The sequence below is a fragment of the Moorena sp. genome (genome assembly GCF_982860115.1).
The window spans coordinates 95,805-112,241 of the sequence record NZ_CEYLVT010000001.1; the positions used below are offsets into that span (position 1 = coordinate 95,805).

General features: G+C 44.0%; 13 protein-coding genes. 5 read left to right on the top strand and 8 right to left on the bottom strand.

What is annotated here, in order from left to right; translation table 11 throughout:
- Positions 1-18: 18 nt before the first annotated feature.
- The 3 genes from AC4II3_RS00410 to AC4II3_RS00420 all read right to left on the bottom strand — a co-directional run bounded on the left by AC4II3_RS00410 (position 19) and on the right by AC4II3_RS00420 (position 3,453).
- Positions 19-1,455, bottom strand: coding sequence for a DICT sensory domain-containing protein (locus AC4II3_RS00410; protein WP_488008926.1), 1,437 nt, complete (start codon positions 1,453-1,455; stop codon positions 19-21).
- Between the two features lie 104 nt (positions 1,456-1,559).
- Complete coding sequence (locus AC4II3_RS00415) at positions 1,560-3,080, bottom strand: UDP-N-acetylmuramoyl-L-alanyl-D-glutamate--2,6-diaminopimelate ligase (protein WP_488008928.1); 1,521 nt, start codon at positions 3,078-3,080, stop codon at positions 1,560-1,562.
- 100 nt (positions 3,081-3,180) lie between these two features.
- Entirely contained in the window at positions 3,181-3,453 is a 273-nt protein-coding gene (locus tag AC4II3_RS00420) for a glutaredoxin family protein (RefSeq protein ID WP_488008930.1), read from the bottom strand.
- Positions 3,454-3,593: 140 nt separating this feature from the next.
- Between AC4II3_RS00420 and fghA the strand changes: the two genes are divergently transcribed.
- From fghA to clpB, 3 genes are all read left to right on the top strand, one after another.
- Positions 3,594-4,445, top strand: coding sequence for an S-formylglutathione hydrolase (gene fghA / locus AC4II3_RS00425; RefSeq protein WP_488008932.1), 852 nt, complete (start codon positions 3,594-3,596; stop codon positions 4,443-4,445).
- A 352-nt stretch (positions 4,446-4,797) separates the two neighbouring features.
- Positions 4,798-5,544: a rubredoxin-like domain-containing protein gene (locus AC4II3_RS00430; RefSeq protein WP_488008934.1), complete on the top strand. Its 747-nt coding sequence runs from the start codon at positions 4,798-4,800 to the stop codon at positions 5,542-5,544.
- Positions 5,545-6,021: 477 nt separating this feature from the next.
- Positions 6,022-8,649 (top strand): ATP-dependent chaperone ClpB, encoded by a 2,628-nt coding sequence (clpB, locus tag AC4II3_RS00435; protein ID WP_488008936.1) that lies wholly within the window; start codon positions 6,022-6,024, stop codon positions 8,647-8,649.
- Between the two features lie 87 nt (positions 8,650-8,736).
- On the opposite strand, the gene AC4II3_RS00440 is transcribed toward clpB, so the two are convergent.
- The 5 genes from AC4II3_RS00440 to AC4II3_RS00460 all read right to left on the bottom strand — a co-directional run bounded on the left by AC4II3_RS00440 (position 8,737) and on the right by AC4II3_RS00460 (position 13,513).
- Complete coding sequence (locus tag AC4II3_RS00440) at positions 8,737-9,327, bottom strand: hypothetical protein (RefSeq protein WP_488008938.1); 591 nt, start codon at positions 9,325-9,327, stop codon at positions 8,737-8,739.
- 97 nt (positions 9,328-9,424) lie between these two features.
- Entirely contained in the window at positions 9,425-11,581 is a 2,157-nt protein-coding gene (locus AC4II3_RS00445) for an AAA family ATPase (RefSeq protein WP_488008940.1), read from the bottom strand.
- A 191-nt stretch (positions 11,582-11,772) separates the two neighbouring features.
- Entirely contained in the window at positions 11,773-11,988 is a 216-nt protein-coding gene (locus AC4II3_RS00450; protein WP_488008942.1) for a hypothetical protein, read from the bottom strand.
- Positions 11,989-12,258: 270 nt separating this feature from the next.
- The gene (locus AC4II3_RS00455; RefSeq protein ID WP_075896118.1) at positions 12,259-12,447 is read right to left on the bottom strand and encodes a hypothetical protein; all 189 of its coding nucleotides are present in this window, start codon (positions 12,445-12,447) and stop codon (positions 12,259-12,261) included.
- A gap of 268 nt (positions 12,448-12,715) precedes the next feature.
- Positions 12,716-13,513: a PD-(D/E)XK nuclease family protein gene (locus AC4II3_RS00460; protein WP_488008944.1), complete on the bottom strand. Its 798-nt coding sequence runs from the start codon at positions 13,511-13,513 to the stop codon at positions 12,716-12,718.
- Positions 13,514-14,279: 766 nt separating this feature from the next.
- Between AC4II3_RS00460 and AC4II3_RS00465 the strand changes: the two genes are divergently transcribed.
- Positions 14,280-14,642 (top strand): Nif11-like leader peptide family natural product precursor, encoded by a 363-nt coding sequence (locus tag AC4II3_RS00465; protein ID WP_488008946.1) that lies wholly within the window; start codon positions 14,280-14,282, stop codon positions 14,640-14,642.
- A gap of 430 nt (positions 14,643-15,072) precedes the next feature.
- Positions 15,073-16,344 carry a nif11-class peptide radical SAM maturase 3 gene (locus AC4II3_RS00470; protein WP_488008948.1) on the top strand — a complete coding sequence of 424 codons (1,272 nt, stop codon included), beginning with the start codon at positions 15,073-15,075 and terminating at the stop codon, positions 16,342-16,344.
- The last annotated feature ends 93 nt before the right edge of the window (positions 16,345-16,437 follow it).

The window sequence follows — 16,437 nt, forward strand, 5'->3', positions numbered from 1 at the left end:
CATTACCTCGACGATTTTTTAGGTTTCAGAGGCAATTGGTAGCAAGACTTTAAATTGGGAGCCTTGCCCGAATCGACTAACTACTGAAATCGAACCACCACCCCGTTGTAATAATTGTTGCACAATGGTTAAACCTATGCCTGCACCAAGGTCTTCCCTAGGTGTTGACCTACCCCGATAAAAACTGTCAAAAATCTTAGGTATGTCACTTTCAGCAATGCCAATACCTGTATCACTAAATATCAGCTGAACATACTTTCCCTTACGAGTTGCCTGTACTCTAACCTTACCGCCAGCGGTCGTAAACTTTAAACTATTGTGCAACAGATTAATCACGATATGCCTCAATCCCACCTCTGAAAACAAGACTGAGGGGAGATTGGCGGGAATTGTGTAGCCGAGCTGGATGTCTTTTTCTTGGGCAAGGGGTTGATAGGTGCTGACAATACCAGGAACAATCTCTGCTAGCTGCAACGGCAAGGTTTGATCGCTTTGGGGGTCACCCTCTAGCTGAACTAGTTCTAGTAATCCAGCAACTAAGGAATTTAAGCGATCGCATTCTTTATAAAGAAGCCCAATATAGCGTTGGCGTTGGGCGAGCTTCATTTGTGAGGCATCGAGCAGCTTCAGGGCAGTTTTCATGTTCGTTATGGGTGTCCGTAATTCCTGAGCCACTCGCTGGAGTATCTCATCACTCATATAAGGCTCCACCCTTGATAAGGAATTTTTCCCTACCACAACCGACTCAGGAACTGCTGGGGATGATGGGGGTGATGAGTTAGTCTCCCCGATTGGCTGTGTTGCCAGGGTATCCTGAACAATTTCTTCTGTACGTTGTACTTGTTTAACCAACAACTGGGTTAATAGTGTATTATTAGGTGTTTGAGGGGTAGCTAAAAGGGTTTCCCAATGGCTGCGTTGCTCTTCTGTCGTGCTTCCAATAACTGTACTTAACCCCTCTAAAAACTGCCGAATTACTGATTGCTCAAGGGTAAAAACAGCTAACAATGGTTGACTGAGTTCACTATCAGCTAAATTTTCTGATTCCGATAGCTCAGGTTGGCAAGCCACAATTAAACTACTATAGTTCTCACAGAGAATGAGTAAGAAATACTCATGTTTTAGTTGAGTTTCAGTCTCCAATGGTAGGGAAAACAGTTGAGAATCTCTGTTGAGGTTAACGACCTCTTCCCACCCATCTTCTAAACCGTGGCACAGATAAATCGTTTTGGGTAAATCAACATGTTGTTGATACCGTTGTATTTCTCTGTGCCAGCCCTCACCCTGTGGCTTGACCCAAATTGTGGCTGAGATGTTTTGAGAAATTAGCAGGTCAAAGGTTGCTCTGACTAGGGATTTCAGGGTGACAGGAGTGATTGTTATAGACTCGGGAGAGGCAGGAGTCTGTAAAACCAGCTGGTAGAGAGACAATTCTGGATTAGGTGGCAGGTTCATTTAGGCTTAGAGGTGGTTTAGTTAAAGGTGGTTTGGTTCAAGATTAAAGGTTTAGCTTCAATGTGATAATCTACAACCTGCCCGCTGAAATAGCTTTCAACTTGCTAACCTAGAACCTGTAGCCTACTCATCAAAGCATCTCGGGCTTGCTCTCGGTCATCGAAGTGGATTTTTTCAGTACCCAGAATTTGATAATCTTCGTGACCCTTACCAGCAATTAAAACTCCATCCCCCGGTTTTGCTTGCAAGATGGCAGTCCGAATGGCGGTAGCGCGATCGCAAATTACCATTGGTTCCACTGATTGAGGAATCCCCTCTAAAACATCCTCTAAGATGCTTTCTGGGTTTTCGGTGCGAGGGTTATCCGAAGTTACTACAGCAACATCAGCTAACTCAGCCGCTATTTTCCCCATCTTAGGACGCTTGGTGCGATCGCGATCACCACCACAGCCAAATACACAAATCATCTTGCCCTCAATAAAGGGTCGTGATGCCCTGAGTAAGTTTTCTAAACTATCTGGGGTGTGGGCATAATCGACAATCACACTAATATCCTGTTCCGGTTGAATTTGCACCCGTTCCATCCGCCCTGGCACTCCTGGAAATTGAGCCAAGGCTACTGCTACTGATTCTAAATCCAAACCCAGCTCTAACACTGTTCCTACTGCTGCGAGCAAGTTAGACAGATTGTATTGACCCACTAGGGGTGAATTGAAGCTAACCTCTCCTACGGGAGTATGCATAATTCCTCTAACCCCTGTTGGCTCATAGCTTAAGTCTCTCGAAAAGAAGTCAGCCGATGGGTTTTGGATACTATAGCTCCAGACTTGCTCAGTTGGTAACTGTTGGATTAACCGCTCTCCATAGGAGTCATCAGCATTAATAATTGCCCTGCCTTTGAGATAGTCGGAACTAAAGAGCTTAGCTTTAGCGCTGAAGTAATCATCCATGTTCTGGTGGTAGTCCAAATGGTCTTGGGTGAGATTGGTAAACACCGCCACCTCAAACGGACAGCCCTGGATTCGACCTTGGGCTAAGGCGTGAGAACTAACTTCCATCACTGCCATTTGGGCTCCTGCTTTGACCGCTAAGTGGAGCTGTTGTTGCAATTCTACTGCAAATGGTGTAGTGTAGCTTGCTGTTTGCTCAAAACCTGGCCAACGGGCATAGAGGGTACCCAAAAGTGCTGTGGGGATAGGACTAGAGCTATGAGCGAGCAGAAATTCAATCAGATGGGTAGTGGTAGTTTTGCCATTGGTACCCGTGACTCCAATCAGCCTGAGCTGCTGTGCTGGGTAGTCGTAGAAGGCTGCTGCGGTTTGAGCAGACACGGTGGTCATGTCATCGGCAGCAATTACACAAACTCCTGTTTCCGGTGAAAGTTCCTGGGGGGGATGTTTGGCAGCCGCTTGGGGAGAAATTATCGCTGCTACTGCCCCAGATGCGATCGCACTTTCCCAGAACTCTCCACCATCTACCCTAGTGCCTGGCATTCCGATAAATAAATCCCCCGATTGACAGGCGTGGGAATTGGTACAGATGCCTGTAACCGTTACATCAAGACCCTCGGGGCTAGGCATTTCGACAATATTGGCAATTTTCCCTAATAATTCCCTTAGCTTCATAGTCTATTGCACCAAACGACACTATAATATCTACCGAATCATCACAGCCACCAGTCAACCGTCAACCGTCAAACCGTCAACGGTCAATCTGATGTATCGCCTATTTTGGCTCACTAACAGGGAAATATTTCCGTAACATTCGCTGCAATTGTGCAACGCTAGCACGAGGAGAGGGGCGAGGCAGGAGCTTTTCCTGACCAAAGTAGTTGATACATAGTACTGGCACCTCATACTGATAGGATTGGAACCAATCGTCTCGACTGGTAATGTCTCGAACCTCTAGTTGAAAGGTTAACCCTTCAATCATCTCTAGCTTTTCAAGCAATCCCTCACAAAGATGACAACCGGGTTTACTGTAAAGAATTAATTCCATCAGGCAAGTTAGTTGAAAATTGTTTATTTAGAAGGTAGTTTAGTAAAGTTAAGTGCAGCTTCGGCAAACACACCTGAAGAAACGTTAAAATGCTGGACAGCTACATTCGCCTTCATGGTACGTCCATTTGAACCAGCCCCATGTCCACAGACCTTCGCCTCGTCTCAGAAAACCGTTGCTTCGGCGGTACAGTAGGTTTTTACACTCATCACTCTCAGACTTGTAGGAGCGAGATGGGGTTTTCCGTATACCAACCCCCTCAGGCGAAAGTCCAATCCGTTCCAGTTCTATATTACCTGTCAGGTCTGACTTGTACAGAAGAGAACTTTATGGTAAAATCAGGTGCTCAGCGATTTGCTGCCAAGCATGGATTGATGCTGGTCGCTCCAGATACCAGCCCTCGGAATACAGGAATTGCAGGTGAGGACGATGAGTGGGACTTGGGCTCTGGTGCCGGTTTTTACGTAGATGCCACCCTTGAACCTTGGTCAGCTCACTATCAAATGTATAGCTACGTTGTCCACGAGTTACCGGAGGTAATTGCCCAAAATTTCCCCGCGCAAGTGGAGAAACAAGGTATATTTGGTCATTCTATGGGCGGTCATGGTGCGTTGATTTGTGCTTTAAGGAATCCCAAGCAGTACCTATCCGTTTCTGCCTTTGCTCCCATTGCTGCTCCCATGCGCAGCCCCTGGGGTCAGAAGGCATTCACCAATTACCTCGGGACAGACCAAGAGCAATGGCGAGCTTACGATGCCAGCGAACTGGTGCTGACAGCCAACTATAACCATACAATTTTGATTGACCAAGGCACCGCTGACCCCTTTTACGAGAAGCAGCAGTTGCTCCCTGAGGTGTTTGAGAAGGCTTGTGAAAAAGCAGATCAGCCCCTGACTTTCCGTCTCCAGGTCGGCTATAACCATGGTTACTATTTTATCGCCACCTTTATAAAAGACCATATCAGCCATCATGCTGAGGCTTTGTTGGATTGAACAGAATTCAGACAATCTCTTGATGCAGCGCGGTCATGGGAGTTTCCCCCATGACCGCGCTGCATCGCTCCCAAGGTTGCTGAAAAAGTCGAGGTTGGAAGTTTGAACAATACTTTCAAGCATAAGTGTGGACAACACTTATGCTATTCAGGTTCATCAAAAACTCTAAAAAAACTGGTAATTTATCACTATTAAACCCAGTTTTATTTAAGCATAAACTATAATAATATACAGATTTGATAATAATCTGTTGTCAAAAAAATCATCATTAACTAAGCGCATAAATAATAGTGTAAATACTAGTAAAATAAAAAAAAATTAATGTCAACATCAGTACATTGAGGTTCTGAATATGGCTAATGAAGGTGAAATGTTGGCTTCAACTGTGAACCATCAGCAATGGGTTTGTACCGTTTGTGGCTATAACATGATTGGTGAAATGCCTGATGTCTGTCCGTTGTGTAGAGCACGCCATGACAAATTCGTTACTTGGGATGAGGCAGAGCAAACCTATCGAGTGACCCCACACCAGATAAATAACTACGTTACACAATTGATTTCTGTGCCTCGTCTTGGTATGGAGCATGCTGCTTATCGCATTGAAACCGATAGTGGTGCGGTCTGGATTGATTGTCCATCAGCATTCAATCGAGACTTGGAGCCAGTAGAAGCTATTTACTTTACCCATAAGGATTTTATGGGTGCATCCAACCAGTATCGTGATTTATGGGATGCTAAAGTTTATCTCCACGTTAACGATGCTGAGCATCCACTTGCCGAGCAATTTCCGATTGACAACAAAATTTATGGTGACTTCACCGAGCATGGCATTGAAGCTTTCTATATTGGTGGGCATACACCGGGCTTCATGATATATATCTATGACAAGGTCTTGTTTATTTGTGACTACACCTTCCCTCCAGGGTCTAATATGCAATTAAACCCCTTTGGACCAAAAGACAAAACCCGTAAACGTGCATCACGGATACTAGATCTTGTTTCCGAGAGATCCCTTGAGGTTGTATGTGGCTTCAACTTTTTTACTGACTTCGATAGCTGGCGTGAGGATTTCAAGCACCTACTTGATACAGCTAGATAAATTCAATAAGTGGCGTTGCTTAATCATTCCATTATTAAGCAACGCCGAAATTAAAACCATTAACTATCTAGGATTAATAGCAGCAATTATCGATTTTTATCTGTTATTACACATTGGAAACAGCATGTTGTAACTAGCAACTTGGGTTATTAAGCTGTTGCGCATTTAAATTGGTTATTATTCAGTCTCTTGATGCAATAGCGAGTGGGGTTTCCCCCAAGACCGTAATGGTGCGTTTTCCGTAGGCGAATTAAATTCGCTACGGGTCGCACCTCTGCATCGCTTTGAAAAAAAACCGTCAAACCCTCTCCCCTCCTGTCCTGCTCCCCTGCTGTCAAAACAATAGAATTTAAATGAAAACCAGCTTAGCTGGCTTTGAGGACGGCAATATCCCAAACAGAAGACGTGAAGACCGATCTATGGGATCCCACTGGGTTTTTTAGAATTGTGAATAGTTAGAGGAATGAGTGATTAGAGATGCAACCAAGTAACCCTAACCAGTTTACCGAAAAAGCCTGGGAAGCGATCGCACACACCCAAGATGTTGCTAAAACCGCACGCCAACAACAAATCGAAACGGAACACTTGATGAAGGCGATGCTGGATCAAGATCGACTCGCTACCAGTATTCTTAACAAAGCGGAAGTGTCTGTGCCAGGGGTAAGGGAAGCAACGGAATCTTTTATCAAAAAACAACCTCAGGTTTCTGGTAATAGCGACTCCGTTTACCTAGGACGCAGCATGAATAGCTTGCTAGACCGAGCAGAATCCTATCGTAAAGAATACCAAGACGATTATATCTCCATTGAGCATCTGATCCTCGCTTATCTGAAAGATGACCGCTTTGGTAAGTCATTATTCCAGAAGTTTAAACTAGATGAAAATAGGCTTAAACTTACCATTGCTGACATTCGAGGGAATCAGAAAGTGACCGACCAAAATCCAGAGGGCAAATACCAAGCACTGGAAAAATATGGACGTGATCTGACAGAGGCGGCGCGGGAGGGAAAGCTTGACCCAGTTATTGGGCGAGATGATGAAATTCGGCGCACAATTCAAATTCTCTCGCGCCGTACTAAAAATAACCCAGTGCTGATGGGGGAGCCTGGTGTTGGGAAAACTGCTATTGCTGAAGGCTTGGCACAACGGATTATAGCTGGTGATGTGCCTCAATCCCTCAAAGACCGACAATTGATTGCTCTGGATATGGGCGCATTGATTGCTGGGGCTAAGTTTCGGGGAGAGTTTGAAGAACGCCTGAAAGCAGTACTAAAAGAAGTTACCGATTCCCAAGGCAAAATTATCCTGTTCATTGATGAAATCCATACCGTTGTCGGTGCTGGTGCTTCTCAAGGAGCAATGGATGCGGGAAATTTGCTCAAGCCAATGTTATCACGGGGTGAATTGCGCTGTATCGGTGCTACTACTCTCGATGAGTACCGCAAGTACATTGAAAAAGATGCAGCACTCGAAAGACGCTTCCAGCAGGTCTATGTTGACCAGCCTAGTGTAGCTGATACTATCTCGATTCTACGAGGTCTTAAAGAACGGTATGAAGTTCACCATGGGGTTAAAATTGCCGATAGTGCTTTAGTGGCAGCAGCTACTTTGTCTACTCGGTATATTAGCGATCGCTTTTTACCAGACAAAGCCATTGACTTAATGGATGAAGCGGCAGCACGGCTAAAAATGGAAATTACTTCCAAGCCAGAAGAACTCGATGAAATTGACCGCAAAATTATCCAGCTGGAAATGGAACGGTTGTCTTTACAAAAAGAAACTGATCTCGCCTCCATCGAAAGGCTCGAAAGACTGGAAAAAGAACTGGCTGATCTAAAAGAAGAACAGCGTACGTTGAATGCCCAGTGGCAATCAGAAAAAGATGTGATTGACCGGATTCAGGGGATTAAGGAAGAGATTGATCGAGTTAACGTAGAAATTCAACAAGCAGAACGGGATTATGACCTCAACCGAGCCGCTAAGTTAAAATACGGCAAGTTAGCCGAATTGCAAAAATCCCTGGAAACCGTTGAGCAACAGCTAGCCGAGAACCAAACCAGTAGTAAATCCCTGCTGCGGGAAGAAGTTACAGAAGCTGATATTGCGGAAATTATCTCTAAGTGGACTGGAATTCCAATTAGTAAGCTGGTTGAGTCTCAGAAAGAGAAGCTACTGCACCTGGAAGAAGAACTACACAAGCGGGTGATTGGCCAAGAGGAAGCCGTTACTGCTGTTGCCGATGCTATTCAGCGATCGCGTGCTGGATTAGCTGACCCAAATCGTCCCACCGCTAGCTTTATTTTCCTCGGTCCTACCGGTGTCGGTAAGACAGAATTGGCAAAAGCCTTAGCAGCCTATCTGTTTGACACCGAGGAGGCTATGGTGCGCATCGATATGTCTGAGTATATGGAAAAGCATACCGTTTCCCGACTGATTGGTGCTCCTCCAGGCTATGTGGGTTACGAAGAAGGAGGTCAGTTAACCGAAGCTATCCGTAGACGTCCCTATGCGGTAATTCTATTTGACGAAATCGAAAAAGCACACCCGGATGTCTTTAATGTCATGCTGCAAATCCTTGATGATGGTCGAGTTACTGATGCTCAAGGGCATACCGTAGATTTCAAGAATAGCGTTATTATCATGACCAGCAATATTGGCTCCCAGTATATTCTGGATGTAGCTGGGGATGACTCCAAGTATGAGGAAATGCGGAGTCGGGTCATGGAAGCAATGCGCTCTAGTTTCCGCCCTGAATTCCTCAATCGGATTGATGAAGTGATTATTTTCCATACCTTGCAAAAACATCAGTTGCGCAATATTGTCCAGCTGCAAACCCTGCGCTTAGAGCAACGGTTAGCAGAGCGCAAGATGTCCCTAAAACTCTCCGATGCAGCTCTTGACTTTTTGGCAGAATTAGGGTACGATCCAGTGTTCGGAGCACGACCCCTGAAGCGAGCTATTCAGCGGGAGTTGGAAACTCCTATTGCTAAGGGAATTCTCAGGAGTGAATTTAATGATGGGGACACTATCTTTGTGGATGTGAACAATGAACGGCTTTCCTTTCAGCGATTGCCTGCTCAGTTGTTGCTCAGTGAGTCCAATTGAAGGGTAGAAAGGTTGAAGGCTATTGTGTGCTACACCCCTAAGGATTCAGCTATAAGCTGAATCCTTAGGAAAAAAAATACCCTAACCCTAAAACCTATTCCCTGCCCGCAGTGCCATACCACTTTCTTTTGGTACTACTTTTAGTTTCTCCCTATCCAAATACTTATCCAAATCAGTGAGAACGTCCTGAGCTGGAATATCTAATACTCTAGCGCCATAGTCATTTACAACCCTAGAGAATATCTGATTCACCTGATCTTGCAGTTTCGGCATTGCCCTTACTGAGGTTTGTAGTCTCCCTACAGGATGATTACCTGCCTTAATTCCCTTGGCTTTGGCGATAATCCAATTTGACAATAACTCTAATCTCAAAACTGCAAAAATAGGTTCATATCCTTCTCTCGCTTTTTTCTTCAGGCCATCCACATCCTTCTGTCCTAGTGTCACCGTATGTTTAATGGTGGTCTTCACTTCAATGGAAAGATTAGGAAAGTAGGGGTGATTCCAACTATCGATATCTACACCTTGAGAGGAATAATTTTCTACCTGAAAACCCAAGCGACAGAAGGTAATCGCTAGGAAAATCTGGGAAGTTTTGCCAAACCCATTATCTTTTCTAGAGCGACTATTCAAGTGTTGTTGAATCTTCGTTAAATGATTGAATGTTGATGCATCCATATGAAGAATTAAGAATTAAGAATTAAGAATTAAGAATTAAGAATTAAGAAGGCAGAATGGTCAATTCTAAATTCTACATTCTTAATTCTACATTCTATTACCCATTACCCTCGATAGTTGGTCCACGAGTTGGTGTCCACTGTCCCAATCGGTAGAGTTGGTTGGGCTTAGTTAGCTTGAAACTCAGCTGCTCGACGAAATCATCTTCTGAAGTGGCAATAATCAATTGCTTTTTATCCAATACCTGATCCAAAACCTCAGCCAAGCGTTCTTTATGGACTGGGTCTAGATTTTGCGACGGGTCATCTAGCACCATGAAACCGATATTATGAGTCAATTGCTCTGAAGTTGCTAGGGCTAGAAATATACTCAAAGCAGCACAATTAATATCACCCTTATTCAACAGTCGTAAGGCAACTTCTGACTCTCCATATCCCACCGCCATCACTTCATATTTGTCTGGGTCAATCTCAATATCTGGAAAGTCACTGCGATGGGCAAGCTGACGATATATACTAGAAATTGCTGCTCTGGTAGCATCGATTTTCTCTTTAGCTGAGTTTCCTAGCACGTCCTGTACAGCTTCACCAATAGTCAACAATCGGTCACAAAAAGCTTCCAAGTCAGCTTTTGCTGCTTCAACTTCTTTATATTCAGGGGAATCTTGAATGGAAAACAAATTATCTACCTCTTGGCGATAACGCAGGACAGTAATAATCCGTTTAATATTTTCCAAGTCTTGATCAATGCTATCGATACGCTGATTACTTTGCTCAACTGCAGTGCGAATCCTGGCTAATTCCTGATCTACTTCAGTAATGGCTTGATTGAGCAGAGCCAGAGCGTGAGCAGAGTCATTAATTTCTGTTTCTAAAGCTACTGCGATCGCATTTTTTGCTTGTTGTAATCTCTTATCCTTATCTAACCGTTCCCGTTGCAACCGCTCCCAGGTTTTAATCAGTCTCTGGAACTCCTCTACTGCTGTTTCTAATTCCCGAATCTCCTTCTGAATCGGTTTTAGCTGTAACTTCATGTCTTGCTGCCAGGATTCTAATTCCTGACGCAACTTAACTGGATTAATTGGTGTAGAGCAAACGGGACAATTCTGGGCTTGATCTGGCTGTACTGACTTCAGAAATTTCAGGGTTTCGATAATGATACCGGCACGATTGTTGATAGTGTTTATACTCCCTTGCTTTGCCGGTAACTCTTCTTGTTCAATTTGATTTTTTTTTGCCAAAATTTCTGGTAGCGTGCCGTATTGATCTTCCAGTTGCTGAATCTCGTTTTCTTTTTGATTCAGTTCCCTCACCTTGGTCTCAACATTAGCTTTCAAACGATTTAATTCACTTTGCTGATTCAGCAATTCTTTCTGCCGTTCCCAGTCGGGCTGCGCATTACGTAATTCCTTAATCGCCTCCTTACCACCATCTACAAATCGTTCCAAATCATCAGTAGTTTGGTATTTTGGTAAAGACGGCACCAGCAATCCATAGTCTTTGGCAAAATTCTCAACTGCATTTTCAACCCCTTGGCAAATCGCTTTTGCTCCATTGAGGGATAGTTTGCTCAGGGGAATATCATGAAAAATGGCTTCTTCTTCTGCTAGACCTAAGTCATTTTCCTTAATCGCTTTTGCCGTCTCAATTTTGCTGATAATCTGACTAAACTCTTGATCAATTTTCTTAAATTCTTCCTGGGCTTTAGCTCGCTTAATTCCATCCAATAGATTGCGCCAATCCGTCAAACCCATGAGGCGATCCAGAGCATTTTTGCGCTCTTTTGGTTCCTGAATCAGTAGCGCACTGATAGTTTCTTGATGTAGGTACACACAACTCATGTAGTCAGACAATTCTACACCCAGTAGCACCCGCAAATCAGCTTCCTTTACCTGATACTCGCCATTATTAATCTGATAGTAAAATTTGGGATTATCACCACGTTTGCGGTCACTCCGATATACCTTTAGGATTTCCTCATTCCCTTCAAAGATAACTTCGACAGTAGTCTCCTTTGAGGATTGATTTTTCACTAACCAATTCTTGCGCTCTTCAATTTTAGTAGCACTTTTATTAGCGACATCTTTGCCAAATAGGCACCACTCAATGGCATTCAGGGTACTACTTTTGCCTCCCCCCTGAGCTCCTACAATTAATGTGCAGGCTTGATCAAAGCGAAATTCCCGTTCTCCGGCTTGTTCAGGAAAGCCTCGAAACCCCTTGATTTTGACTGATACCAGTCGATAGTTTTCCATAGACACTCTTCATATAGCCTTGACAAAGGAATTGTTAAAATATCTTATATTACAGTTTTTTATATTCCCAAAAATTCCTATACAATGATTGATTAACTATTGCCTCTTGCCTTCCCCTCCTGGGAGGGGTTAGGGGTGGGTTCCTCTTGCCTTTCCCAAGCGCTAGTATTTTCACAACTCAAAGGTAAATGCTATAGACCAATGGTAGCCATCAGTTTTGTGTAAGCTTTTTTGTAAGCACTTCGATGTTTTTCCAAGCGATAACGAGCCATATCAGTGACCGCTTGTGATGAACCGCTATCAAACTCTTTGAGCAATTCTTCACCAAGGGCTGTCAACCCTTGCTCATGGTCTGAATCAATGGCTTGATTCTTCAGTTCTTCAAATAATTTAGAATCGTCTTTCATTATTGTCTTTTATTAGCGTTCGCGTAGCGGCTCGTACCGAGCATCGCGTAGCGTGGCCTACGGCCAATCGCATTAATTATTCCTGTAACCATATGCGCTACGCCCATAGGCTGATAGCTGAACGCGCACGCGTGCGCGTAGCGCATATGCTTAGGGTATGACCCTCAGGAAGAGCAGCCCTCTGATAATAGACTATGAGCTGGTTACAAATAACTCAGCACTTAGTACTTACCATTCCGCATTCAGCACTATTCAACCTATATCAGCCGATTAACTCTTTTTCTGCTTAGGGGATGAAGCAGGTTTATTTTCCTCTATCCATTCTTCGATTAACTCCAATAATATATGATTCATGGTGACTCCCTTGAGAGCGCACATAGATTTGAATTTTGCCCGTAAGGATTCAGGCAAAAATAGTTTGTAGCTAACTTGTTTTTCTTCTGACACATCTTTTGACAACTTTGACCTCCCAATTATCCTACTAAGGGGTAAACAACTCAATAGGTATTTTAAGTTTTTTGTGTTATTTAGAGATTTTGTGTTATTATAACCTTAGGAAACACAAAGAAGCCAGCGGCACTCAGTCTGATCAAATCCATTTCGACCAGACTTTGTAGCCTATGGGCTGGTTAGCGCACTAGCTACAGCAGAGGTTCCCCAGGGATCTCTGCTTAACTCTTTTGAACTCTTACTGGTGCTACAGACAAACCCAGTCAGGGCTAGTAGCTCACAGGGAAACTTCCTCGATATCAGCTAAATTTGGTAGTAATTCTGTACTATCGTTCCTCAACCTATTCCCATAACGCTGACAACGCACAGCAAAGGTACAATCACGACATCGACCAAGGGATGCTGCTACTTGAGGAAAAGCTAAACCTTGATCTTGGTACCCTTGTAGCCACCCAGCCAAGCGGGTCAACAACTGAGTCAAATCCTCCCTAGTTTTCTGGTGTTGTGCGCTATTGTAAGTAAATTTAAGACTCTGGGCAGAGGGTTGGGATTTGACAAACCAGTAACTCATGGAAATTTGTTCTGGCCAATAATCGCTAGTTTCCGCTAGGATGTAGAGATACAGGCGTGTTTGCCAGTCTTGGGCTAACCAATCCCGATTTTTCGGTTGAGGATAGGTCTTCCAATCAAGAATTTGGGCTGAGTCTTCCCCTGCAATCAATAAGTCATAGATAACTGTAAGTAGATAACCTTGGAAATACAGGGTTCGGCAATGTTCCGCTTCCCGGAAACTTTCAGATTCTGGGTGGGAAAGTTCTGGTGCGGCATTGACTAAACCAGTCAGCCAGTAGTCGAGTTGGCTATCCTCTTCTACTAAAGATGTCACTGGTAACCCAAGTTCCCGCTGTTGCATTAATAGGTGAAAGCGGCTTCCCCAAGTAAGACGCTCTTGTTGTTCAGGAGACACGGGTGTTCCCAGTTGGTCAAAGTAAATGTGTTGGAACTTACGGGGACAGGTTTCTAATACGTTCAGCTGTCCTTGGGATAGACGAGTCAGAGGTGCAGGAGGAGACACTGGTCAATGATAAGGGAGTTTGTATCTGGGTTGTAAACACACGAATTGCTGAAAAAGGCAAGAGGCAATAGGCAATAGGCAATAGGGCAAAGATATACGGAGTTTTCTTGAACAATAAAAAAAGACTTCCTAGGTTTAGATTTCATTTAGAAACGCTATATTAGCTAGTTTAGCGGAAGAGGTGGAAGTTTCCACACAGATATCCAATGCGATTGGCCTTGGCCTATTGGCCACGCGGGGCGCGTTTGGCCACGCTACGCGAACGCTTCCCCCTGAGGCTAAGGAGCCAATCGAAAATTTGATTGCCACAGATGTTAGTGACATAATTGTTTTAGTTATATCTCGAAATTTAGTTGTTTTTATTTTCAGATCCTCTCCGTAGAATTACCCTTAATAGGAATTTGACCCATATCCTCATCTGCATCTGTAGTCCTACTTTTACTAATTGGTATTATTACTTATTGGCTTGATGACGCAGTTGTGGGTAAGTCCTGATCACTATCGTCATGTGTTGCTGCCATAGTAATGATGGTGCTATCCTCCCCCTAACGAAATAATTTTATTATCCCATACAGCCAAGTTTGCGACATAATTTTAAAGTTTTGTCGCAACAAAATTTTAAAAGCTTACTTAATTATTTTTTTTATTGAATAAAATTTTATTATCGATGAAAACTTCATCGATTTCAGAAACTACTGCCCTAGCTACGGTACTGTTTTTTTTACCGATGCTATGAACAGTATTTCAGTAATTTCAGGAAAAAACTATGTCTTTAGAAAATGTTAAAGCCTTCTACGAAAGGCTAGGCACTGATCAAGAATTTCGTGCCCAAATTCAAGGAGTAAACAGTAAAGATGAATGTCGCCAAATCGTGCAAAGCGCTGGCTATGACTTCACCCAAGAGGAGCTTGAAGACTATACTGGCCAATTGTTGGAGTCAAATGCTGCTGAGGATGGTCTGAGGGATCTTGATCAACAAGAACTAGAAGCTGTTTTTGGTGGAGCTACTACAGGTATGATGGGCATAAAACCACCTATTTTTCAGCCACTGTATGGAGTGGTTTTTTGGCCGCCTAAAGATTGGTGGCCTCAGCCTATGTATGGCGTTGTCATAGACGATACTATCTAAGGAAGTTTGAGCAATAAGCTCAGGTTGATTCCGACAGACACAGATCATACCATTTCAGTTTATGGATGCTACAGATAGTTAGTCGGTAAGGGAGTAGCCAAAAAAACACCAGTTTTTAGATCGTCCGGTGGGCAAAAAAAATTTTGATTATTTTGAATAGTCTAAATTAGATCTAAATTAGATTACTTTGCCCACCCTACTTGAATTGATATCTTTAATTGGTAGTTTTTTGACACCCAAGTCACTAATTTGTGATTGGCTTACTATAGGGTTTTATATACTTATGAGGTACACAGGATTTTTTCCCTATTCCCTATTCCCTATTCCCTGTTCCCTAAAACCCAGGACTCTGTACCTCACCCCATTGAAAACTGCTATATCAGCTGATGTCTGTCCCTCTTTCGAGATAACTTAACATGGGAGAATTGTGATGACCTATCGCAGAATTAGTTATGCCGTCTGGGAAATCACCCTTAAGTGCAATTTAGCCTGTCAACACTGTGGTTCTCGGGCTGGTCATACCAGGGCTAAAGAACTTTCCACTACAGAAGCCCTAGACATGGTCAGACAACTGGCCGACGTTGGGATTACAGAAGTCACCTTAATTGGAGGTGAAGCCTTTCTACGTCCTGACTGGCTCGATATTGCCAAAGCGATTACCTCCGCTGGAATGGTCTGTGGCATGACCACTGGAGGGTTTGGGATTAGCTTAGATACAGCCCGCCGGATGAAAGATGCTGGGATTCGAGTAGTTTCTGTGTCCGTGGATGGTTTAGAAGCCACACACGACCGGTTGCGGGGTAGGAAAGGTTCTTGGCAATGGGCGTTTAAGACCATGAGCCATCTCAAAGAGGCCGGTATCCCCTTTGGTTGTAACACTCAAATAAATCGGCTCAGTGCACCAGAGTTTCCCCAGATTTACGAGCGTATCCGGGATGCAGGAGTCTTCGCTTGGCAAATTCAGTTGACTGTACCCATGGGGAATGCGGCGGATAATAGTGAGATTCTGCTGCAACCCTATGAGTTGCTAGATGTGTACCCAATGATAGCGCGGGTGGCCCGTCGGGCTTTTCGGGAAGGGGTAAAGGTTCAAGCTGGTAATAATATTGGTTACTATGGTCCCTATGAACGACTGCTGCGGGGACGGGGAGAGGATAATCCTTGGGCATTTTGGCAGGGGTGCAATGCTGGACTATCTACCTTAGGCATCGAAGCCGATGGTGCTATCAAAGGTTGTCCCTCATTGCCGACTTCCGCCTACACTGGAGGTAATATCCGAGACCACTCCCTACGTGAAATTATTGAAGAGACCGAGGAGTTGCGGTTTAATCTAGGGGCTGATACTCCTAAAGGTACAGAGCATCTGTGGGGTTTCTGCAAGAGTTGTGAATTTGCTCAACTGTGTCGTGGTGGCTGCAGTTGGACTGCTCATGTTTTCTTTGACCGCAGAGGGAATAATCCTTACTGTCACCACCGCGCTCTTACTCAGGAGAAACAGGGTATTCGGGAGCGAGTTGAAATCAAGCATCGCGCCGAAGGTAACCCTTTTGATAATGGCGAATTTGTTCTGATCGAGGAACCAACAGATGCTCCTTGGCCAGACAATGATCCACTTCACTTTAGTGCTGATCGTATACTTTGGCCAAAAGGTTGGCAGGAACAAGAGGAGTTGGTGCCATCTTTAGCTAGTAGTAGCAGTTAATTTAAGATCTTGCACTATTGTGATTAATCGTAGGTGGGCAGTGGCTACCAAAGCTATGGCCAGCACATGAATCTCGATCAAGCACTGCCCACC